The following is a 21,775-nucleotide window of genomic DNA, read 5'->3' on the forward strand; positions in this document are numbered from 1 at the left end:
AAGGTGCGGTAGAGTAAAGCGTTGCGAGCGGTGGCGGCTACCATTCCTCACTGGTTTCGCGTAGCGAGGCTATCTCACGCTTGGCCTCCTGCAGGCAGGCTCGCAGCTCGTCTCCCAGCGCCGCACTGCTGCCCACCGCGATGAGCCCTGCATGGGCAGCGCTGCGGCGACGTGCCGCTCCAGTGCTGTCATGCAGCGCCTCGATGCGCTGAAGCAGCCAGCCAGCCAACTCTCCGGCCGTGCCGCGAGCTCTCGCAGGCGATGGAGTTCGGCGATGCCCGCCCCTTCGCTGCCAAGCAGTTCCCGCCAGTCGTGCCGCGCCAGCCGTGCGTGCTCTGTCACCTCGCGTAGCAACGACTCTAGTGCCAGCTCGGTCAAAGCCAGCGCCGCTTCCTCGCTCGCCATGCGCCGGGCTTCGGCATGCTCGTCGTCGCCGGAAGCGACATCCAGCATCAGCTCGGCCTGGTAGAGCAGCTGGTTGGTACGGGCTCGCGGATTCACTTTTGCTTGTCCTCCACCTGCACCTGCCGTTCTCGAAGACCGCTCGCCAGCCGTCGCCTTGCCCTCGTCCTCGGTCATGACGAACTGCTCTTTGCTCTTGCGCGAATAGCGGATCTGCGCCGGACGCCCCTCGGAGTCCTCACTGGGCGCATCGAGCAGGTAGCGGTACTTCTCCGGCAGCTCCCCGGCGTGGGCCTTCAGTTCCCGCACCAGAGGCGGCCGCGTCTCGCGATTGCGCGGAAACTTGCTGGCAGCCAGGAACAGGCCGCTGGCACCGTCGCGCAGCACGTAATGATCGTCGACCTTCTGACAGGCTAGCTCGGGCATCGGGATGGGATCCATCTTCGGCGGTGCGACCTCGCCGCTGCGCAGCAGCTTGCGCGTGTTCTTGCACGCCTCGTTGGTGCAGCCGAAGTACTTGCCGAAACGCCCCGACTTGAGCTGCATCTCACTGCCGCACTTGTCGCATTCGATCGTGGGGCCTTCGTAGCCCTTGATGCGGAACCTGCCCTGTTCGACCTCGTAGCCATCGCAGTCAGGGCTGTTGCCGCAGATGTGCAGCTTGCGGTTCTCGTCGATCAGGTAGCTGTCCATCGCCGTGCCGCACTTGGCACAGCGATGCTTGGCGCGCAGGGCCTGGGTCTCGGCCTCCTCGTCAGCGTCGGCGGGTACCGCTTCGTCGCCTGGCAGCAGGTCGATGGTGGTCTTGCAGCGCTCCTTGGGTGGCAGGTTGTAGCCGGAGCAGCCCAGGAACACCCCAGTCGAAGCCGTGCGGATCTGCATCTTGCGACCGCAGGTAGGGCAATCGATATCGGTGGGTACCGGCTGATTGGGGCGCATGCCCTCCTCGCTCTCGGCCGACTCCAACTCCTCGCGGAATTCGGCATAGAACGCATCGAGCAGCTCGCGCCAGTTGCGCTCACCCTCGGCTACCTCGTCGAGGCTGTCTTCCATGCGTGCGGTGAAGGAGTAGTCCATCAGGTCGGGGAAGGACTCCTTGAGCCGCTCGGTGACGATGTCACCGAGTTTTTCGGCATAGAAGCGCCGATTCTCCAACTTGACGTAGCCACGATCCTGGATGGTGGAAATGATCGAGGCATAGGTGGAAGGGCGACCGATCCCGCGCTTCTCCAGTTCCTTGACCAGGCTCGCCTCGGTGTAGCGAGCCGGCGGCTTGGTGAAGTGCTGCTGCGGGTCGAGCGCCTCGAGCCGCATTGGCGTGCCCTCGGCGAGATCCGGCAGGGCCTGGTCCTCGTTTTTGCCAGCCGGCTTCAGCACCCGGGTGTAACCATCGAACTTGAGCACCCGCCCCTTGGCCTTGAGCTCGTAGCCGTCGGCCTCCACCGTCAGTGTGCTGGAGAGGTATTCGGCCGGCGTCATCTGACAGGCCACGAACTGCCGCCAGATCAGGTCATAGAGGCGCTCGGCGTCGCGCTCCATTCCAGCCAGGTCGGTGGCACGACGATTGACGTCGGAGGGACGGATCGCCTCATGCGCCTCCTGGGCCCCCTCCTTGCTCGAATAGCGGTTGGGCGACTCGGGCAGGTAACGCTTGCCGTACTCCTGCTCGATATGCTCGCGGGCCATGGCCACCGCATCCTGCGACAGGTTGGTGGAGTCGGTACGCATGTAGGTGATATAGCCCGCCTCGTAGAGACGCTGGGCCAGGGTCATGGTCTTCTTCACCGAGAAGCCCAGGCGACCGCTGGCGGCCTGCTGCAGGGTCGAGGTGATGAAGGGAGCGCCCGGCTTCGAACGCGTCGGCTTGTCTTCCCGGGCAGTGATGGCAAGCGATGCCTGGCGCAACGCGGCGATACGCTCGAGGGTTTCGGCTTCCGAGGTGGGCCGAAATGCCTTGCCGTCCTGGCGTACCAGTTCGAAGCGTACCGGTTCGCCCTCGCTCGATACGAGGTCGGCATGCACATCCCAGAACTCCTCGGGCACGAAGGCGCGAATCTCGCGCTCGCGCTCGACGATGAGCCGTACCGCCACCGACTGCACACGGCCGGCAGAGAGCCCGCGGGCGATCTTGGCCCACAGCAGCGGCGACAGCATGAAGCCTACCACCCGGTCGAGGAAGCGCCTTGCCTGCTGCGCCTCGACGCGAGGAATGTTGAGCGTGCCGGGCTCCTTGAACGCCTCCTTGATCGCATTCTTGGTGATCTCATTGAACACCACGCGACGATAGCGCTCGTCCTCGCCACCGATGGTCTCCTTGAGGTGCCAGGCGATCGCCTCCCCTTCGCGGTCAAGGTCGGTCGCGAGATAGACGGCATCGGCCTTCTCGGCGAGCTTTTGCAGCTCGGCCACCACTTTCTCCTTGCCGGGCAGAATTTCGTAGTGGGCTCTCCAGCCGTGCTCCGGATCGATTCCCATGCGCCGGATGAGCTGTTCCTTGGCCTTCTGCTTCTTGTACTCGGCTTTTTCTTCCGGCGACATCTTGCGGGTCGCCGCCGCCTGGCGTGCGCGCTCCTTGGGGTCGGAGGCTGCCTTGCCCGAGCCACTCGTCGGCAGGTCGCGAATGTGACCCACGCTCGACTTCACGATGAAGTCGTTGCCGAGATATTTGTTGATCGTCTTGGCCTTGGCCGGCGACTCGACGATGACCAATGACTTGCCCATAGTGCTCCACATTCTGCACGGCGAGGTTCTTGGGCCCCACCTGACGGTTCCGGCCCGCCCTGAATTAGCGGCGAACGCTCCTCGCGGGGTGAAAAATCCGCTTACCCTACCCCAGCAACCCGTTTCGCGCCAGTCGCTTCCATCATGGCGGGAGTAAAGCAGCAATGTGAAAGTAGCATCAAGTCATCCATACCGCGGTAGCTGACATGACGCTTGTCCAAAAAGCGCAGCGCCCCTGCCGTAAACGTCAGAGGCGCTGAATTACCGCTATGGACTTTCGCTCAACGCTTGCGCGGCTTTCGGGTCGTCTCGCTCTTGGTGCCGGACTGGCTATCGACTTGCGATCTGGCAGCCGGCTTTCGCGCCTTCCTGGCTGACGCCTTCGCGCCGGCAGAGCGGCTGGCTCGATCGGGTTGCCCCACCTCGGGTTCTGCCTGGAACAGGCTCTCTACCTCGCTACGCGCCGCAACCTCAGCTCTGGCGCCTGTCGCCACCTCTTCGTGTAGATCGGCCAACGCCCGGCGGCGCTCCGCCGGGTCGACACGCTCCAATGCCTCGCCGAAGAGCGCCTGGATATGCTCATAGCGCTTGCGGGCATGCTCGGAGAGTTCACCGCTGGCCGCCAGGACATGCTCGATATGCTCCAGCGAAGCGCGGATCGTCTCGGCCCGCTCCCCCATTAGCAGTTGGGGAATCGCGCCCAGTGCCGCCTCGCGATCGAGCTTGAGAATAAAGAACTGCTCGCGCACCAGATGCTTGAAGTCAGAAAGGCTGCTGGCTGGCTCCAACTCGGCGCGCGAGGCGCGCAGACGCTTGAAGTTGCGCTCATCGGTCGTAGGGGCACCGCCCAGTACATAGATTACCGAGCGCATCACGGCCTCGTGGATGCCGCCCTCTGCCACGCTCTGGCGCAGCTCGTCCTGGCGCCGCTCGATAAAACGGCGATGCTCCGGCTCGCTGCCGGGCTGGCGGCGGTGGACATGGGCGTCGCCACCCAGACCGACCATGGCCTGCAGCAACGGCTGGCCATACACCGTCAGGAACGTGTGCTCGATGCTCTGATCGCGAATTTCGCGCCAAGTATCCAGACCACGGGATATCTGCTCCGACACGGCCCTCTCCATGGTGCGCAGGAGGTTGTCCTCGGCCACCGGGTGGCGATCCTCGCGCACCCACTCGGCCAGCACCGGCAGCGGCACGGACAGGGGGTTTCGATCGGAAAGGAGCTTGTAGCCCAGCCGGATCGGATGCAGGCGGCGCATGAGGCGAGCCGCCTCTGGGGTGATCGTGGCCCGGATCCAGGGCTGCACGAACAGCCGATAGAGCCCCAGGTTGATTTCCGAGAGCCGCGCCACGGTGGCAAAACGCCTGTCGTCATCCTCGCGATGATGCAAGACGTCGCGGTTGAGCCCCTCGATGGAGCGCGCCTTGAACTCGAGCAGGTAGTCGCGCTCGAGCAGTTCGGCATCGTCACGCTCCTTGGCACTGGTCACCGTGGTCTCGTAGAGCCCCGGCGGCAGCACGTCGATGTAATCGATGTTGGCGGTGAATTCGGCATGCTCCTTGCGCGACACGCTGCTCGACACGAAGATGCCCAAGTGACCGGTGCTGTCGTGCACGCAGTAAACGATGGTCTGCTCGCTGGCAACGATGTCGTCGGTATCGCCGTAGAGATCCCTGACCCAGCCCAGCGCCTGGGGCGGCGGCGTGATGTCGTCGCCCTGGGAGCAGAACACCACCACCGGCGAGCGTACGTTGCGCAGGTCGATGCGACGACCGTCCGAAGTGACCAATTGTGCGGTGGAGAGCCGGTTGCCGACGAACAGGTTGTCGACGATGTACTGGATCTCCTCGCCGCCCAGCACCACGTGGCCGCCCCACCAGCGTTCAAAGTTGAGGTAGCGCTCGGCTTCGGTGTCGACGTTGGCATACAGCCGATACTGCTTGTCCCACCAGGTATTGGCCGGGTTCAGCCGCTCGAAGTTCTGTACCAGCAGGGCGCCATCGAACAGTCCATCGCCCAGGTCGCTGGCCAGGGTCGTCATCCAGCTGCCGCCGGTCATGCCGCCGGTATAGCGCATGGGCGCCTTGCCCCGCTCGCCGGCCCAGTAGGAGAGCGGCGCTCCGGCGATCAGGATCGGACCGAAGACTTCGGGCTCGAGCGAGGCTGCCATCATGATCTGCCAGCCTGCCTGGCAGTTGCCGACAACCATCGGCTTCTCGCAGGATTCCGGGTGGAGTTCGACCACACGACGCAGGAAGGCAATCTCCGCCTCGACCACGTCCTCCACCGTCTGACCGGGTTCGGGATAAGGCAGAAAACCGATGAAATAGCAGGGATGACCCGCTCTCAGGGCGATGCCGATCTCGCTGTCGGGCTTGAACCCACCGATGCCGGGCCCATGCCCGGCTCGCGGGTCGACGACCACGAAGGGGCGCGCCTGGAGATCGACCTCGACACCGGCCGGAGGCAGAATCCGCATTAGTTCATAGTTGACCGGCCGCGGCAGTTCGCGACCGTCCATCACCACCTCAGCATCGAAGCCCAACACGTTGGGCTTGGTCTTCTCGATGTGCTCGAGGTACTGGTTGCCGCGCTCGCGCATCACGTCCATGTACAGCACGCTACGTTCGACGGCGTCCCGCCAGTAATCGAAGGCGGCACGGCCGAAGCCGAATGGATCCAGGAAGCTGAGAACTTCTGTCGGGGGTGTCGGCAAGAGTGCGTTCATGCTCGGCTCCTGTTGTCTCCGCTATAGGGTTTCGACAGCGGAAGGAGAAAATATGCTGCGATGCAGCAAGCATAGTACGTCCTGCGCCATTGCAATGCAGCCGTTTTGTCGATTTTTTGTGAAGCGCTTACTCGCCCGCTCCGTTGCTGTCTTCGCTTACGCCAGTTGGGCGCCCATACCACTCCGCCAAGGCTCGACGCTCGCGGCGGCGGGCCTCCGCGCCGTCTCGCCCCCATACCAGCAGGCGCATCTCGGTCTTGCCCGCTTCCGGAGTGGGGCGGTCGAGCCTGACACCGGGCCCTCCACCCAATTGCCCGCCTCCTGGCAAGAGCAGGCGCCAACGCGCCTGCCCAGGCCGGCCCGGACCGTATCCCATGTGCCCCACCCGGGACGCCTGAGCCGTTCGCCCGCCACCAGACGAATCTGCTCCACCGCCAGGTCGAGCCCGCTCAGCACCTCGGCCAGGCCTTCATAACCCGTCAGTCCCGGGCGCATGCTAACGAAACCCAGCCGATTTTCGGCCAGCGAGAAACTCAACGTCGCCAGACCGACCAGCCCCAGGGAGCGAGCGCCCTGCACGGCGAGCTGTCCGAGGTAAGCGCGCTGCTCGGGGGTCAACCGTTCGCTCGGCGCCATGGCGAAAGTCGCTCCGAGCAGTTGATGCTCGACCAACGCCAGCGCCTGGCCGCGGCTGTCGGCCAGTACCGGCAGGTGCACGCGCAACGCCTGCTCCGACATCTCTCCCAGCGGCAGCCCCGCCTCGCGCATCAATTGGCGGGCGGCATCGTCATCGCACATGGCAGCGATAAGAGACTCGCGCGGTCCGATGAAAGCCAGTCCCGAACGCGAGCAGCAGCGTGCAAGGTGCCACTGCTCCTCGGCCGTCGCCTCGCCGGGATGCAGCGCATCGCAGCCCCACCGTCGGGCGCGTTCGACCAGGGCCTCGCCCATGGCACCGCCGCTGTCGTGCCAGGCTAGCTCCAGCTCGGTACAGGCCTGACCGGCACGCAGTGCCGCAAGGCCGCTGCCGGCGAGCATGACACCACGCCAGCGGCCCTGGCGCAGTACATCGTCATAGGCCCCATGCAAGGAGCGTGATTCTCCATCGGCCCCGCCGACATGACCCTGGCCGTCGGCGGTGATAGCATGAAAAGAGGTCTTCAACGGGCCTCCCTGCACCCTTCTTGCTTGCGGATTGATCGATGACGATGCCAAGGCTGCTGAACCGCCTGACTTTTCGCCAGCTACAGGTCTTCCAGGCCGTGCATGGCCAGCAGTCCTACTCGCGAGCCGCCGAATTGCTGGGCCTGACCCAGCCGGCAGTCAGCGCGCAGATCCGCCAGCTCGAGCAGGCCCTGGGCCAGCCATTGTTCAAGTACACCGGCAAGACCCTACACGTGCTGCCGGCGGCCGATGCGCTGGCGGCCTCGACCCAGGCCATCTTCGGCCAGGTCTCGCGCCTGCAAATGACGCTCTCCGACATGGACGGCACGATTTCGGGGGAGCTCAATCTGGCTGCCGTCTCGACGGCGCAGTACGTGGTGCCACACTTGATTGCCCGCTTCCGCGCCTACTACCCCAACGTTCAGGTACGCCTGCAGGTGTGCAATCGCAGCCAAGCGCTCGAGCGGCTTGCGGCTCGCCGCGACGACCTGGTGATCATGGCCATGGTCCCCGAAGATGACGACGAACTGGTTTTCATGCCGTTCCTCGAGAACGAACTGATTCCCATCGTCTGGCCCGGCCATCCGCTGCTCGAGGCCCATGCCCCCACGCTGGAGGACCTGGCCCGGCACTACCTATTGATGCGCGAATCGGGCTCGGGGGTCCGCACCGCTTTCGAGCAGCTCGCTGCCGAGCAGGACGTCGCCCTTCAGCATACCATGGAGCTGGGCACCAACGAGGCGATCAAGCAGGGCGTGATGGCACACCTGGGCGTGGCGGTACTGCCTCGGCTGGCCGTACGTCTGGAGCTGGGCGCGGGGCTGCTGGCCGAGCTGCCCCTGCCGGGCTTCCCCCTGCGCCGCTCATGGTGCACGGTCTATCCCGCGATCGCTTTCCCACCCCGGTGACCGAGCTGTTCCTGCGTTTCGTGCGCGAGCGGCTGGGCGAGATCGAAGCGCACTTCAAGGCGCCGCCACGGCCGATGCCCGACCACGGCGTGGTCTGCCTGCCCATTGCCCCGGGCTGAGTCCCACGCTAATTGCACGGGCTGCGTCCGCTGTGCCAGTCAGTCGCGGATATGGTAGATTACGGGCCTGCGACTATCGTATCAATGGCCTGCCATGTGGCCTGCTGCCGCCCGTAACGAGGCGCGCCGCGGCTTGGTTCTGGCAGCCGCCGAGTGGAGGGGCTCACACCCTATGAGCGACAACACCTCAAAACGCGTGCCTAGCGGCGCCAAGTTCCGCACTGAACACGGCTTCGCCGCCATCAAGGACGGTATCAAGCTGCAGCGCAGCCAGGTCGACGAGCGTCCGGAACCAGGGCGCAAGCCACACTGGCTGCGTGCGCAGATCCCTGGCGGCGGGCGTTTCGAGGCGGTGAAGCGCAACGTCAACGAGCATCGCCTGAGCACCGTGTGCGCCGAATCCCACTGCCCCAACATGGGCGAGTGCTGGAGCAACGGTACGGCGACCATCATGCTGATGGGCTCGGTATGCACCCGCGCCTGTCGTTTCTGTGCCGTAGACACCGGCAACCCGCGCGGCTGGCTGGACAGCGAGGAGCCGGCCAACACCGCCAAGTCGGTGGAGCTGATGGGGCTGCGCTACGTAGTGCTCACCTCGGTGGACCGCGACGACCTGGCCGACGGCGGAGCGACGCACTACGCCGAGTGCATCCGAGCGATCAAGGCGAATACGCCAGCCGTGGTGGTCGAGGCGCTCACGCCCGACTTCGACGGCGACCCGGCCGCCATCGAGCGAGTGGTCGACTCCGGCCTCGAGGTGTTTGCCCAGAACGTCGAGACGGTGGAGCGCCTCACCCATTACGTGCGCGATCCGCGCGCCGGCTACCGCAAGACTCTCGACGTGCTGGCCCATGCCAAGCGTCATCGCCCCGACGTGCTGACCAAGACCAGCCTGATGCTGGGGCTCGGCGAGACCGATGAGGAGATCCTCGCCACCTTCGACGACTTGCGCGCCATCGACGTGGACATCGTCACGCTCGGCCAATACCTGCGCCCCACGCGCAACCACCTGCCGGTGGAGCGCTGGGTCACGCCGGAAGAGTTCGAGCGTTATCGTCAGTTGGGTCTGGAAAAGGGCTTCATGGAAGTGGCTTCCGGGCCTCTGGTACGTTCCAGCTATCGCGCCGACCGAGTGTTCGAGAAGAACAACCTGGGCCTTGCCGCACCGGCCGAGGTACCGGGCCAGGCGCCTGACCCCAACCGAATCGAGGCAATCAACGTCGGCTGAGACAACATCGCCATTGGCGGGACAATGGCGCAGCATGCGAAAAGGCGACCCTTGCGGTCGCCTTTTCTCTGCGCTCAATCGACTCCCGCTTCTTTCACGGCAAGCGGCGCAAGCAATGCCGTCTCGGTCGAAGCCAGCTCACGTTTCAACTGCAGCGCCAGGCATTCGGCAAGCCGCAAGCCGACACGCTCGACGGCGAGCGGCTGGTCGACGAGATCGGCCAAACGCGTCATGGCCATGCCGGCATAGCCACAGGGATTGATACGCTGGAACGGTGCGAGGTCGCCATTCACGTTGAGGGCGACACCATGGAAACTGGCGCCACGGCGGATACGCAACCCCAGCGAGGCGATCTTGGCTTCACCGACATACACGCCAGGGGCATCGGGTCGGGCATGGGCCTCGATGCCGTACTCGGCAAGCAGCTCGATCACGGCACGCTCTAGCGCCGTGACCAGCTCGCGTACACCGATCCCGCAGCGGCGCACGTCGAGTAGCGGGTAAAGCACGACCTGCCCCGGACCGTGGTAGGTCACCTGTCCGCCACGATCGGTCTGCACCACGGGAATGTCGCCCGGCATCAGCAGGTGCTCAGGCTTCCCCGCTTGCCCCTGGGTGAATACCGGATCGTGCTCCACCAGCCAGAACTGATCCGGGGTGGCCTCATCGCGGCCGTCGGTCAGCTCACGCATGGCCTGCCAGACCGGCAAGTAGGGACGGCGCCCCAGGCATAGAAGTGCGATCGGCGCACTCGCGCCCCGTCGATCGGACATTACACCACCATATGTACGCGCCCAGTGGCCTTGAGCTCTTCGAACAGCGCCTTGAGCTGGACCTCGCCGGTGGCACGCAGCGTCAGCCGCACCGATTGGAAACGCGCGTTGCGACTCTCCACCACCTGGATACTGGAAGCATCGAAGCTGGCGTCATGGCGCAGCACCACCTGGCACACCATGGCGGTGAAATCCTCGGCGGCGTCCCCCACTACCTTGATGGGGTAATCGCACGGAAAGCTGATCGTCGGCGCCGACGCCGGGTCGCTTGTGGCGGTGGCCCGGCGCAGGTCGCGCAATTTGTCGTGTGACATGGTTCTCTTCAGGTCTCGAAAGCTATTTCCGAGTATTCTACTCAACTACTGACCGGCGACCAAGACACCGTCAGAACCAGCCGCCGATCAGGTTGCTGAAGAAGCGCCGTACCTGGTCGAACAGCCGCTTGAACAGACCGCCCTCCTCGATCGACTCGAGGGCCACCAGCGGCTGCTCGCCAACGATTTCGTCGCCAAGGCGTACCTCCAGGGTGCCCACACGATCGCCGAGACTGATCGGTGCGGTGAGGTCCTGGCGAATGTCCAGCCGCGCGCTGAGTTCCTGGTTGCGCGCCCGCGGCAGCGTCATGGCGACATCGCGATCGACGCCGACGCGCAGCTCGTTCTTCTCGCCACCCCAGATACGCGGGGTATTCAGTACCGCTCCTTGGTCGTAGAGCTTGAGGGTTTCATAGTAGCGGAAGCCGTAGCTGAGCAGTTTCTGGGTCTCCTGGGCACGCGCCTCCTCCGAACTGGTTCCCATGACTACCGAGATCAGGCGCATGTCGTCGCGCTTGGCGGATGCCACCAAGCCATAGCCGGCCTCGGTGGTCCAGCCTGTCTTGAGGCCATCCACGGTCGGGTCGCGCCACAGCAGGCGGTTGCGGTTGGGCTGGCGGATGTCGTTATAGGTGAAGTACTTCTCGGAGTAGACGGCGTAGTGCTCGGGATAGTCGTTGATGATGTACTGCGACAGGATTGCCATGTCCCGCGCGGAAGAGTACTGCTCGGGATGCGGCAGGCCAGTAGCGTTGGCGTAGTTCGTATTGTGCATGCCCAGGCGCGATGCATGCTGGTTCATCATGTCGGCGAAGGGCGCTTCGCCGCCCGCCAAGTGTTCGGCCACGGCGACACTGGCATCGTTGCCCGAGGCGATGATGATGCCATGCAGCAGATCACGGATAGAGACATCCGTATTGACTTCGATGAACATCTTGGACCCCACCGTACGCCAGGCGTTCTCGCTGATGCGCACCCTGTCGTCGAGGTTGATATTGCCGCGATTCAGTTCGCGCTCAACCAGATAGGCGGTCATCAGCTTGGTCAGGCTAGCCGGCGGCAGGCGCTCGTCGGCATTGTGCTCGACCAGCACTCTGCCGCTGTCGGCATCCATGAGAATCCAGGATTTCGCCGCGATCTGCGGCGGCGCCGGAATCATCGCCTGAGGCTGCGGCTGGGGCGTGGGTACCGCCTGGGCCAGAGCCTGGGAAACGACCAGTAGCAGGCCGAACAGCGACAACGGTAGAAGCCGCGCACGGAAATGGGAAAGCAGCACTCGCATGGGCATGGATCTCATCGCTACGTCGAGAAAGGTCAAGGGATATTGGCGCCGATCAATCGGCACCGTTGACGATAAAGGCCTGATCGAAACCGGCACGCCTGAGTTCGGCCCGAACGGGCTCGACCTGTCCGGCATGCGCCAGCGGGCCGACCTGGACCCGGTACATACCAGTTGCATCCGCCACCCGTACCGGGTGTGACAGCTCACGCTCGAGGCGGGCCTTGAGCGCTCGTGCGTTGTCGGCCGATCCCAACGCGGCGATCTGCAGGTAGATTGGCAGGCCGTCACCACCTTCGCCGCGGCTGGCGGCACCGGCATCAGTGGCGCCGCTGCCGGAAGTCGAGGCGATGGTGTTGGAACTGTTGCTGGAACTGTTGTTGGGATTGGTGTTGGCGGTCGCAACGGGCCGTGGCGATGCTTGTGCCGGTGACGATGCCTGAGCCGCCGTTTGGACAGCAGGCGTAGCGCTCTGGTTCGCTCCGCCACCACCATTTTCGGCCAGCCACACCACAGGATCGATCGCTTCGACCTTTACCCTGCCGGTGCCACGTTCGAGGATATCGAGTCGCGCGGCAGCGGCATAGGAAAGATCGATCTCGCGGTCATTGTGAAACGGTCCGCGGTCGTTGACCCGCACGATCACCGAGCGGCCATTGTCCAGACTCGTGACACGTGCATAGGTAGGCAGCGGCAAAGAGCGGTGCGCCGCGCTCATCTTGTACATGTCGTAGATTTCGCCGTTGGACGTGGCGTAGCCGTGGAACTTCTCGCCGTACCACGAGGCGGTACCCTGCCGCGCATAGCCGCGCGCATCCGGCAGGACATGATAGGTCTTGCCCCACACCTCGTAGACGGGGCGGTTGCCACCACGGGAGGGCTCTTCCACGCGCGCACGGCATCGGGAATCTGGCTGACATCGGGCGGGTTTTCAGGATAAGCGTCACCGCTCATGGCATAACGACCGCCCCCTGTGGCCGGTGCCGCGGAGGACGCCCTTGGCGCATCGTCTCGCGCCGGGCCACTCGAACCGCTGCCGGCACAGCCAGCCAACAGCGCCGACACGACCAGCACCGCCCATGCTCCTTTCATGGCGAATCCTCCCGCTCCATAGCCACCGACGCTGACAGGGGAAGGGCTCGAGGTCGCGCGAATCCGCTATCGCTTCAGCCAGCTCGGTCACGGCCATGGCATAGAGATGGCTATGGTTGTAGCGAGTGATGACGTAGAAATTGTCGTGTCCGAGACGGTAACGCCAGGCGGTATCGTCCACTTCCAACGCCAGCGGAATCACCGGTGTCGCTTCATCCAGCGCCACCTTGGGTACGATCCCGACCCGCTCCAGTTCATCCAGCTTGGCGTAGGGCCGCTGCGTGCGGTTGAAGTCGATCGCCCCGGGCGGCGTATCAGGGCCCTCGGCCTCGGCATAGATGGGTTCGCCCGGGCGCCAGCCGTGCTCGGCGAAATAGTTACCGACGCTGCCGATGGCATCGACGGGATTGGTCCACAGGTCACGCTGCCCATCGCCATCGAAGTCCACCGCATAGGCCCGATAACTGGTGGGGATGAACTGCGGGTAGCCCATGGCACCGGCATAAGAGCCCTTGAGGCTGCCGGGCTCGACTTCCTGCTCATGGGTGATCTCGAGAAACGCCGCCAGCTCACCGCGAAAGAAATTGCCACGCACCGGGTGGTGGAACGCCAGCGTGGCCAGGGAGTCGATGACGCGATGACGCCCGGTGAAGCGACCATAACTGGTTTCGACGCCAATGATGGCGGCGATGATTTCGGGCGGCACGCCGTACTCGGCATGGGCTCGGATGAAGGCTTCCTCATGCGCTTCGATGAAGGCTACGCCGCGTGCGATGCGCTCGGGCTGCAGGAATATTTCGCGATACTCGTCCCAGCGCAGGCGGCGCTCCGCCGCGCCCGCCATGGCATCGAGCACCCCCTGCTGGAAAACGGCGTCGCCAAGTGCACTCTCCAGCCAGTCGCTTTCGATACCGCGTTCGCTGAGTTCCTCAAGCAACTGCCGGGCCCCCTCGTGCCGTGCTGGGGAAAAGTCCGCGGCATACACAGCCGGCGCCAACAACCCAAGAGTCAATGCCGCTGCCGCGGCGCCGGCCCCTTTCCACTTACTCAATGGCGTCATGCTTGTGCCACTCCTTGACTGGGACCCCTATCGTTCGAGCCCGCCCTAACAGCTATCGCGGCAGCAGCCGGCGGTGCCCATGAATGGACATGAGAATACCGAATCCCGCCAGCAAGGTCACGCTGGAGGTCCCGCCGTAGCTGACCAGCGGGAGAGGTACGCCAACCACTGGGAGTATGCCGCTGACCATGCCTACGTTGACGAAGACATAGATGAAGAAAGTCAGAATGATACTGCCGCCCAGCAGCCGCCCAAAGGTATCGTGCGCGACGGCGGCAAGCCATAACCCGCGCACGACGATCAACAGGTAAAGCAACAGCACGATCAGCATGCCCACCAGGCCGAACTCTTCACCGAGCACCGCGACGATGAAATCGGTATGGCGCTCGGGCAGGAACTCCAGCTGTGACTGGGTTCCCTGCAGCCAGCCCTTGCCCCACAGGCCGCCGCTACCGATGGCCGTGGTCGATTGAATGATGTTCCAGCCGGCGCCCAACGGGTCGCTCTCGGGGTTGAGGAAGGTCAGGACCCGCTGCCGCTGATAATTGTGCAGGTTCATCCACAGCAGCGGCAGCGCCGCTGCGGCAACGACGGAGAGGAAGGCAATGAAGCGCCAGGAAAGTCCCGCCAGCAGAACCACGAAAACACCGGCGCATCCCACTAACAGGGAAGTCCCCAGGTCCGGCTGCTTGGCGATCAACATCACGGGCAAACCGAGCAGCGCGGCACAGACCAGCAGGTCCTTCCAGCGCGGCGGCAGCTCGCGTCGACTGAGCCACGCCGCCAGCATCAGCGGCATGGCCAGTTTCATCAGTTCGGAGGGCTGAAAGCGAATCACCCCGGGGATCACCAGCCAGCGCTGAGCGCCCATGCCGACATCGCCGACCAGCTCGACCGCAATCAGCATCAACAGACCGACGCCATAGACCAGCGGTGCCCAGCGCATCAACGTGACAGGTGGCAGCTGCGCCAATACCACCATCACCAGGGCCGCAACCAGAAAGCGCGAGCCTTGCGCCAGGACGACCTCGATCCGCTGCCCGCTAGCGCTATAGAGCACGCCGAGGCCCGCCACCAGCAACATCAGCAGCAGTAGAAGCAGCCAGGGGTCTAGGTGGGTGCGTTCCCAGAGGCTCTTGCGCCGCGAGATACCGCTCTCCGGTGCACGTACCGGACGTGCCCGCAGCCCCTTGGTCAAGCCCATCAACCCCATTGCTCAGTTCCCCGCCACGGTGCTGTTGTCGTTCTCCATCGCCTCGCGTATCTCCTCGGCATCGGGAGCCTCCTCCTGCAACAGCCAGGCATCGGCCATCGCGCGTGCCAGATGCGCCGCATGGGTACTGCCGCCGCCGGCATTCTCCACGATCACCGAGACAGCGATCTGCGGGTCTTCCAACGGAGCGAAAGCCATGAACAGAGCATGGTCACGCAGCCGTTCGGCAAGCTCTTCGGCGTTATACTTCTGATCCTGTCCCAACGAGAAGACCTGGGCGGTACCGGACTTTCCGCCCATGCGATACTCGAGCCCCACCCCTGTGCGCCTGGCCGTTCCCTCGTGGCCGGTGAGTACTTTTTCCATGCCCGCGAACACCCGGTCCCACCACGCCTCGTTGCTGATGACGATGTCGTCAGGGGTATCCGGAAGATCCACCGGCACGTCTTCGTCGCCGATCCGCCGCGCCAGGCGCGGCTTTACCCATCGCCCCCGGTTGGCGAGAACCGCGGTGGCCGTTGCCAGCTGCAACGGCGTGACCTGCCAATATCCTTGACCGATGCCCACCGAGAGCGTTTCGCCAGGGTACCAGGGCTGATTGAAGCGAGCTCGCTTCCAGTCACGAGACGGCATCAATGCCCCGCTCTCGCCGAACACGTCGTGACCGACACGCTGACCGAAACCGAAGGCGCTCATCTGCTCATGCAGGCGGTCGATTCCCATCTCGTGGGCGAGCGAATAGTAGTAGGTATTGTTGGAAACAGCGATGGAGCGCTCCATATCGACCCGGCCATGTCCCCAGCGCAGCCAGTTGCGATAGCGCCGGCTGTCGTTGGGCAGTTGATAGAAGCCGGGGTCGTTGATCGTACGATCCGGGGTGATGACGCCCTCCACCAGGCCGGCAAGGGCGAGGAAGGGCTTGATGGTGGAACCCGGCGGATACTGGCCACGAATCGCACGATTGAACAGAGGCAGGTCGATGTCCTCCTGCAACGCACGATAGGAAGCGAAATCGATGCCGGTCACGAACTGGTTGCTGTCGAATCCAGGCGCCGACACCATGGCCAGGATCTCACCGGTCGCAGGAACGATGGCCACGATGGAGCCACGCCTGCCATCGAGCAGCTCGTAGGCCAGGTTCTGCAGCTCTCTGTCGAGGGTCAGGGTCAGGTTCTGGCCGGGCACCGGGTCGGTGCGGCCGAGTTCACGCAGCACCCTTCCCCGCGCATTGGTCTCCACTTGGCGCAACCCGGCCTCGCCATGCAACACGTCCTCATAGAAGCGCTCCACGCCGGTCTTGCCGATGAAATGAGTACCGGCATAGCGCCCCGGGTCGAGCGTCTTGATCTCTTCGGCATTGATGCGGCCGACATAGCCCAGGGCATGGGCCATGATTTGCGCATCCGGATAGTAGCGCAGCAGTTGGGCCTCGACCTCGACCCCGGGCAGGCGATGGCGGTTGACCGCCAGCCGCGCGATCTGCACCTCGTCGAGGTCGCTCATCAGCAGCGCGGGCTGGAACGGACGCTGGGGCTGGCGTGCGCGAATGCGAAAGCCTTCGGCCTCTTCGGGGGTCAGTTCCAGCAGCTCCTCTAGACGATCCAGAGTCGCATCGAGGTTGTCGACCCGCTCGCGGGTAAGGGTGAGGTTATAGGTGGGGCGATTCTCGGCCAGCAGTACGCCATTGCGGTCGTAGATCAGTCCCCGGGTCGGCGGCAACGGCTCCACCCGTACACGGTTCTTCTCGGAACGAGTGCTGTAGACTTCATGCTGGACTACCTGCAAATACACCAGCCGCCCCGCCAACAGGCCCGTCAAGAGCAGGATCGTCAATACGGCCAGAAACGCACGCACACGAAAGATGCGCAGTTCCTGTTCCGGATTCTTCAGGGTCTCACGGCGGTCGCGCATGCCGGAAATGGTCTCGACTCAGGGTTGTCGTAAAGCCGCCGTTCAGCGGTGGTAGGGGTGTCCCACCATCAGGGTCCAGGCGCGATAAAGCTGCTCGGCCAGGATCACCCTCACCAGCGGGTGAGGCAGGGTCAGCGGAGACAGCGACCAGCGCCGCTCGGCAGAGGCGGAAAGCTCCGGTGCCAGACCGTCCGGCCCGCCCACCAGCAGCACCACATCGCGACCTTCGAGGCGCCAGGCCTCGGCCTCCTGGGCTAGGCGCTCGGTACTCCAGGCCCGCCCCCCGACCTCGAGCGCGACCGTTAGCTCATCCCCTCGAAGCCGCTCACGTATACGCTTGGCCTCGAGCGCCACCGCCTTGGCCGTATCGGCATTCTTCCCGCGCTGACCGGGGGCGATCTCCTCGATTTCGAGGGAGAAGTCGCGCGGTAGACGCTTGCGGTACTCCTCGACACCTTCGTTGACCCACCCCGGCATGCGGGTGCCGACCGCCAGCAGGCGGATCTTCATGCGCCACCGTGCTCTTGCTGCTGTTCCGCATCGCTCGGCAGATCGGCCCACAGCCGTTCCAGGTCGTAGAGCTGGCGGGTTTCGGGGAGCATGACGTGAACGACCAGATCGCCCAGATCGACCAGGACCCAATCGGACCCCGCCTGCCCCTCCACACCCAGCGGCTGGATACCATTGGCCTTGGCCTGTTGGACCACGTTATCGGCCAGCGCGGCGACGTGGCGCGTGGAGGTGCCGCTGGCCACGACCATCAGGTCAGTCACACTGGTCAAGCGTGAGACGTCCAATAGCGCGACATCCTTGGCCTTGAGATCTTCCAATGCCTCTACCACCAGAGTCTTGAGCGAATCGTTCTGCATAGCCCCTCATCAACGGGAAGTCTTGGTCGCCGCCATTGTAGCCTCTTGGGCCGCCGCTGGCAGCGTTCAGCGATGCCGATATAGTGAGTTGGCCAGAATCCTCGCCTCGACGGCCTCGGGCACGAGAAAACGCACGCTGCGATCCGATGCGAGGCGCCGGCGAATCTCCGTTGCCGATATCGCCATTCGTGTCGGGAGCGCCAAGCGTAGCAGACGACCCGCGGGGCGCTGCATCAACGCGCCGGGGCTATCGACCTCACGCCCCTCGATCAGTTCAGCCAGAGCACGCGGCAACGCAGCTTCGAAGTCGGGCCGATCTATCACCACCAGATGAGCCAACTCGAAGAGACGCCATGGCGCATGCCATTCGGCCAAACGCAGGAAGGCGTCATGCCCAAGCGCCATGATCAGCCGGGCCTGGTCACCGTATTCCGCGCGCAGGCTAGCCAGGGTATCGGCACTGTACGACGGACCGTCACGCTCCAGCTCGCGTGGGTCGGCGACCAGGCCCGGCGTATCGCCGATACCCAACCGCAGCAGCGCCAGGCGCTCTTCGGGAGCAACACGAGGAGTATCGCGTAGCGGCGGCATCTTGGCGGGGATCATATGGACACGGTCCAGCGCCAGGATCTCGAGTAGCTCCAGGGCGCTGCGCAGGTGTCCAAGATGCACGGGATCGAAGGTACCGCCCAGCATTGCCACACGCGGCGGCTCCAGGGGAAGCGCCGCGCGACCGGCCGGTTGAGTGCGGGTCTGGTGCGCGGTCACTGCCGGACCTGGCCGTCGCCCAACACCACGTACTTGCGGGTAGTCAGCCCCTCGAGCCCGACCGGCCCGCGCGCGTGCAGCTTGTCGGTGGAAATGCCGATCTCGGCGCCCAGGCCGTATTCGAAGCCATCGGCGAAGCGGGTCGAGGCATTGACCATCACCGAGCTGGAATCGACTTCGGCCATGAAACGGCGCGCCAGCCCATAGTTCTCGGTGACGATGGCATCGGTATGGTGCGAACCATAGCGTTCGATGTGTTCGATGGCGGCGTCGATGCCGTCGACCACACGCAGCGCCAGCACCGGGGCCAGGTACTCGGCGTACCAGTCCTCCTCGCTGGCGGCGACGACACCTTCGAGAATGGCACGCGTCCGCTCACAGCCACGCAGCTCGACGCCATGCTCGGCATAAGCTGCGGCCAGCTTCGGCAGCAACTTCTTCGCCACCGGAGCATCGACGAGCAGGGTCTCCATGGTGTTGCAGGTGCCGTAACGGTGGGTCTTGGCGTTAACGGCGATCGCCAGCGCCTTCTCGGAGTCCGCCGTGGCATCGATATAGACGTGGCATACGCCGTCGAGATGCTTGATCACCGGCACCCGCGCCTCGCGCGAGATACGCTCGATCAAGGATTTGCCGCCACGCGGTATGATCACGTCGACGTACTCGGGCATGGCGATCAGCTGTCCCACCGCGGCACGGTCGGTGGTCGCCACGACCTGCACGGCGTCCTCCGGCAACCCGGCCTCGCGCAACCCCTCGCGAATGCAAGCGGCAATGGCGCTGTTGGAGTCGCGTGCCTCGGAGCCTCCGCGCAGGATGCAGGCATTGCCCGACTTCAGGCACAGGCTGGCGGCTTCAAGGGTCACATTGGGGCGCGATTCGTAGATGATGCCGATCACGCCGAGCGGTACCCGCATCTGCCCCACCTGGATGCCACTGGGGCGAAAGTGCATTCCCTCGATCTCGCCGACGGGATCGGGCAATGCCGCTACCTGCTGCAGCCCTTCCACCATGGCATCGAGTCGCGCATCGTTCAGCGCCAGCCGGTCCAGCAGCGCCGGCTCCAAGCCATTGTCGCGGCCACGTGCCAGATCAGCGGCATTGGCGGCGATGATATCGCTGCGGCGGGACTGGAGCTGATCGGCCATGGCCAGCAGGGCACGGTTCTTGTCACCGGTGACGGCACGCCGCATGTGGGTGGCAGCAGCACGTGCCGCCTGGCCCAGACGAATCATGTAGGCGGCGACATCGCCTACCTCGGCATCGGTGCGTGCGGGTTGAGAGGCGTGAACGGACATGCGAAAAGAAGTTCTCCTGGGCAGAGCGCCACTTGGCGCTGCGAACGTTATACTGGCGCGACACCACATCAGACTCCATAGTAAGGCACCATGCAGAGCAAGTACAAAGTCGGGCTGATGCGCCTGAATCTCTGGGCCGCGGCGCTACTGCTGATCGTGCTGGCATACCTTTCGGAACGGCTTTCCAGCGCGCTCTTGCTGGTGCTGGCAAGTGTCTGGCTGATGGTCACCGCGAGCCTGCTCGAGATGAGCCATCGGCGCCCTGCCACCGTGCCCTGGCAACTGCTGCCCAGCCTGCTGCTGGCGGGCCTGCTCGTCGCCGATCCCGAGCGCCATGCCCTGTGGCTATGGGTCTGGCCTGCCCTGCTGATGCTGCCCCAGCCCGGCTGGGTACTGGCCCTGACCTGCCTGTTGGCGGGGTTGACCTGGTGGCTGCTCGCCGACTTGCTGGGGATCGAGCAGACGCTGTTCTCCGGCCTGGTCCTGTTGCCGTTGATGCTGCTTGGCCTGGCACGCAACCGCCATCTGCTGCCGGCACGCTCCGCCGCGCGCCAGCGCGTTCGTCTGGTGCCGGGCTTGCCACTCTGGAGCGGCCAGCAGCTCATCACCGACCTGCGCCGCGAGCGAGCGCGCTGCCGACGCGAAGGCGTACACGGCGAACTGATGCTACTGCGCACCTCGAGAAGGCGACTCTGGCCGTTGGCGCAGGATCTGTGTCGCCTGACCCATGAGTTCGAAAACTGCTACCGCCTCGACCAGCGCACCCTGGCCACGCTGCTGCTGAGCCGCGACGACCAACAGGCACGCGAAAGGCGCCAGGCCCTGCTCAAGGGATTGCGCCCCAGCGCCAAGGTACGCTTCGCCTCGCTGAGCAGTCTCGGCTCGCTCGAGGAAATGGTAGAGCGCCTCGAGCACCAGCAACACGACATCCAGGTCGAGCCGGAGAGCGTGCATGGCTGACGACAACCGGAACCATGCGTTACGCCTCGTCGTTGCCTATGCCATCGCTACGTTGCTGCTGGGTGGCTATGCGATCTGGCGCTACCTGATGGGCGACTACCACCGCATTCTGTTACCCGCCTCTCTCGCCCTGGTCATGCTGGTTGCCTGCCTGATGCGCGTCTCGCGCGCCAGCCAGACGCGGCTGTCCGCCTACCTGGCGCTGATCGTCGGCTATTTGATGCTGGCCCTCGAACTGCCATGGCTGGACGAGACCGGCATCATGTGGCTGGGATTCGCCCCCCTGCTTACGGTGCTGCTGCTACCGCTTGCTTCCGCCATGCTGCTCAACCTGCTGCTGGCTCCGGTCTGGCTATTGCTCATCGACAACCGGCTGGATGTCCATCTGGCGCTGAGCTATATCGCCATGGCCCTGGTGGTCGCTCTGGTGCCTTGGGAACAGCGCCGCCAGCAAGCGCTGCTGGACGCCACCAACCCACGCGATCCCCACTGTAACGCCTTGGCCCGTGAAGCCCTGCATGAGCTGTTGGCCAGCGAGTACCAGCGCACGCAGTTCCTGGGACAGCCGTTCGCCGTGTTGACGCTGCACCTGCCTCAGTTGGAAATGGCCAGCGAGCAGTTCGGCAATAGAGCGCGCCAGTCGCTGCTCGATGCCCTGTGCCTGGCCATCAATCGTTGCTCGCGACGCCACGACTTCCTGGGGCGGCAGAGCGCCTCCACGTTCTGGCTGGTGCTGCCCGACACCAGCCAGAGCGGCGCCCAGATGGTACAACAGCGTATCGAGCAGGCGCTGGAAACCACGGTGCTGGTGGATACCGGACCGCTACGCGCCAGCGTGGCCCATTGTCAGCGCCTGCCGGGAGAGAGCTGGCCACGTTTCGAACAGCGCCTGCTGGCCATGACGCGGCACCTCAGCGAGTCGTGAAAAGAATGCTGGAACCGGGAGCTGGTAACCAAGGAGTCG

Annotated in this window: 15 protein-coding genes and 4 pseudogenes; 4 read left to right on the forward strand and 15 right to left on the reverse strand. The window is 64.5% G+C overall.

Features of this window, described 5'->3' with window-relative positions:
- Positions 1-37: 37 nt before the first annotated feature.
- The 4 genes and pseudogenes from EKK97_RS26140 to EKK97_RS14575 form a co-directional block, all read right to left on the reverse strand.
- Positions 38-453, reverse strand: a pseudogene (locus EKK97_RS26140) (DUF6586 family protein).
- A 44-nt stretch (positions 454-497) separates the two neighbouring features.
- Positions 498-3,123: pseudogene (gene topA / locus EKK97_RS14565) on the reverse strand (type I DNA topoisomerase).
- 281 nt (positions 3,124-3,404) lie between these two features.
- A complete protein-coding gene (locus tag EKK97_RS14570; protein WP_159552951.1) occupies positions 3,405-5,855 on the reverse strand; it encodes a DUF3141 domain-containing protein in 2,451 nt (816 codons plus the stop codon).
- A 156-nt stretch (positions 5,856-6,011) separates the two neighbouring features.
- Complete coding sequence (locus EKK97_RS14575; protein ID WP_159552953.1) at positions 6,012-7,019, reverse strand: ATP-binding protein; 1,008 nt, start codon at positions 7,017-7,019, stop codon at positions 6,012-6,014.
- Between the two features lie 38 nt (positions 7,020-7,057).
- On the opposite strand from EKK97_RS14575, the pseudogene EKK97_RS14580 reads away from it, so the two are divergent.
- Positions 7,058-8,046 (forward strand): annotated as a pseudogene (locus EKK97_RS14580) (LysR family transcriptional regulator).
- Between the two features lie 172 nt (positions 8,047-8,218).
- Positions 8,219-9,274: a lipoyl synthase gene (gene lipA, locus EKK97_RS14585; protein WP_159552955.1), complete on the forward strand. Its 1,056-nt coding sequence runs from the start codon at positions 8,219-8,221 to the stop codon at positions 9,272-9,274.
- Positions 9,275-9,348: 74 nt separating this feature from the next.
- Here lipA and lipB read toward each other — a convergent pair whose 3' ends face one another.
- The 11 genes and pseudogenes from lipB to EKK97_RS14640 form a co-directional block, all read right to left on the reverse strand.
- On the reverse strand, positions 9,349-10,047 hold the full coding sequence (gene lipB, locus EKK97_RS14590; protein WP_159552957.1) for a lipoyl(octanoyl) transferase LipB: 699 nt from the start codon (positions 10,045-10,047) through the stop codon (positions 9,349-9,351).
- A complete protein-coding gene (locus EKK97_RS14595) occupies positions 10,047-10,361 on the reverse strand; it encodes an HP0495 family protein (protein WP_159552959.1) in 315 nt (104 codons plus the stop codon). Before EKK97_RS14595 ends, lipB begins: the two co-directional genes overlap by 1 nt.
- A gap of 70 nt (positions 10,362-10,431) precedes the next feature.
- Complete coding sequence (locus EKK97_RS14600; protein WP_159552961.1) at positions 10,432-11,643, reverse strand: D-alanyl-D-alanine carboxypeptidase family protein; 1,212 nt, start codon at positions 11,641-11,643, stop codon at positions 10,432-10,434.
- A gap of 52 nt (positions 11,644-11,695) precedes the next feature.
- Positions 11,696-12,693: pseudogene (locus EKK97_RS14605) on the reverse strand (septal ring lytic transglycosylase RlpA family protein).
- Positions 12,584-13,792, reverse strand: a complete 1,209-nt coding sequence (mltB, locus tag EKK97_RS14610; RefSeq protein WP_340162871.1) for a lytic murein transglycosylase B — start codon at positions 13,790-13,792, stop codon at positions 12,584-12,586. Before mltB ends, EKK97_RS14605 begins: the two are co-directional and overlap by 110 nt.
- Positions 13,793-13,844: 52 nt before the next feature.
- On the reverse strand, positions 13,845-15,005 hold the full coding sequence (gene rodA, locus EKK97_RS14615) for a rod shape-determining protein RodA (RefSeq protein WP_159552963.1): 1,161 nt from the start codon (positions 15,003-15,005) through the stop codon (positions 13,845-13,847).
- A gap of 3 nt (positions 15,006-15,008) precedes the next feature.
- Entirely contained in the window at positions 15,009-16,916 is a 1,908-nt protein-coding gene (gene mrdA, locus EKK97_RS14620) for a penicillin-binding protein 2 (RefSeq protein ID WP_159552965.1), read from the reverse strand.
- A 42-nt stretch (positions 16,917-16,958) separates the two neighbouring features.
- Positions 16,959-17,426, reverse strand: a complete 468-nt coding sequence (gene rlmH, locus EKK97_RS14625; protein WP_159552967.1) for a 23S rRNA (pseudouridine(1915)-N(3))-methyltransferase RlmH — start codon at positions 17,424-17,426, stop codon at positions 16,959-16,961.
- Complete coding sequence (gene rsfS / locus EKK97_RS14630; protein ID WP_159552969.1) at positions 17,423-17,785, reverse strand: ribosome silencing factor; 363 nt, start codon at positions 17,783-17,785, stop codon at positions 17,423-17,425. Before rsfS ends, rlmH begins: the two co-directional genes overlap by 4 nt.
- Positions 17,786-17,851: 66 nt before the next feature.
- Positions 17,852-18,481 carry a nicotinate-nucleotide adenylyltransferase gene (nadD, locus tag EKK97_RS14635; protein ID WP_159555808.1) on the reverse strand — a complete coding sequence of 210 codons (630 nt, stop codon included), beginning with the start codon at positions 18,479-18,481 and terminating at the stop codon, positions 17,852-17,854.
- 68 nt (positions 18,482-18,549) lie between these two features.
- Positions 18,550-19,851, reverse strand: a complete 1,302-nt coding sequence (locus tag EKK97_RS14640; RefSeq protein WP_159552971.1) for a glutamate-5-semialdehyde dehydrogenase — start codon at positions 19,849-19,851, stop codon at positions 18,550-18,552.
- A 90-nt stretch (positions 19,852-19,941) separates the two neighbouring features.
- On the opposite strand from EKK97_RS14640, the gene EKK97_RS14645 reads away from it, so the two are divergent.
- Both EKK97_RS14645 and EKK97_RS14650 read left to right on the forward strand, forming a co-directional pair.
- On the forward strand, positions 19,942-20,811 hold the full coding sequence (locus EKK97_RS14645; protein ID WP_159552973.1) for a hypothetical protein: 870 nt from the start codon (positions 19,942-19,944) through the stop codon (positions 20,809-20,811).
- Positions 20,804-21,736 (forward strand): diguanylate cyclase domain-containing protein, encoded by a 933-nt coding sequence (locus EKK97_RS14650; protein WP_159552975.1) that lies wholly within the window; start codon positions 20,804-20,806, stop codon positions 21,734-21,736. The genes EKK97_RS14645 and EKK97_RS14650 overlap by 8 nt, the downstream gene beginning before the upstream one ends.
- Positions 21,737-21,775: the final 39 nt, after the last annotated feature.

Source organism: Billgrantia tianxiuensis (genome assembly GCF_009834345.1).
Taxonomy (GTDB): domain Bacteria; phylum Pseudomonadota; class Gammaproteobacteria; order Pseudomonadales; family Halomonadaceae; genus Halomonas; species Halomonas tianxiuensis.

What these genes read in the sequence shown, in the direction of transcription:
- EKK97_RS14570 (WP_159552951.1), bottom strand. Translation starts at nt 5,855, where the DNA reads ATGAACGCACTCTTGCCGACACCCCCGACAGAAGTTCTCAGCTTCCTG.
- lipA (WP_159552955.1), top strand. Translation starts at nt 8,219, where the DNA reads ATGAGCGACAACACCTCAAAACGCGTGCCTAGCGGCGCCAAGTTCCGC.
- lipB (WP_159552957.1), bottom strand. Translation starts at nt 10,047, where the DNA reads ATGTCCGATCGACGGGGCGCGAGTGCGCCGATCGCACTTCTATGCCTG.
- EKK97_RS14595 (WP_159552959.1), bottom strand. Translation starts at nt 10,361, where the DNA reads ATGTCACACGACAAATTGCGCGACCTGCGCCGGGCCACCGCCACAAGC.
- EKK97_RS14600 (WP_159552961.1), bottom strand. Translation starts at nt 11,643, where the DNA reads ATGCGAGTGCTGCTTTCCCATTTCCGTGCGCGGCTTCTACCGTTGTCG.
- mltB (WP_340162871.1), bottom strand. Translation starts at nt 13,792, where the DNA reads ATGACGCCATTGAGTAAGTGGAAAGGGGCCGGCGCCGCGGCAGCGGCA.
- rodA (WP_159552963.1), bottom strand. Translation starts at nt 15,005, where the DNA reads ATGGGGTTGATGGGCTTGACCAAGGGGCTGCGGGCACGTCCGGTACGT.
- mrdA (WP_159552965.1), bottom strand. Translation starts at nt 16,916, where the DNA reads ATGCGCGACCGCCGTGAGACCCTGAAGAATCCGGAACAGGAACTGCGC.
- rlmH (WP_159552967.1), bottom strand. Translation starts at nt 17,426, where the DNA reads ATGAAGATCCGCCTGCTGGCGGTCGGCACCCGCATGCCGGGGTGGGTC.
- rsfS (WP_159552969.1), bottom strand. Translation starts at nt 17,785, where the DNA reads ATGCAGAACGATTCGCTCAAGACTCTGGTGGTAGAGGCATTGGAAGAT.
- nadD (WP_159555808.1), bottom strand. Translation starts at nt 18,481, where the DNA reads ATGCTGGGCGGTACCTTCGATCCCGTGCATCTTGGACACCTGCGCAGC.
- EKK97_RS14640 (WP_159552971.1), bottom strand. Translation starts at nt 19,851, where the DNA reads ATGTCCGTTCACGCCTCTCAACCCGCACGCACCGATGCCGAGGTAGGC.
- EKK97_RS14645 (WP_159552973.1), top strand. Translation starts at nt 19,942, where the DNA reads ATGCAGAGCAAGTACAAAGTCGGGCTGATGCGCCTGAATCTCTGGGCC.
- EKK97_RS14650 (WP_159552975.1), top strand. Translation starts at nt 20,804, where the DNA reads ATGGCTGACGACAACCGGAACCATGCGTTACGCCTCGTCGTTGCCTAT.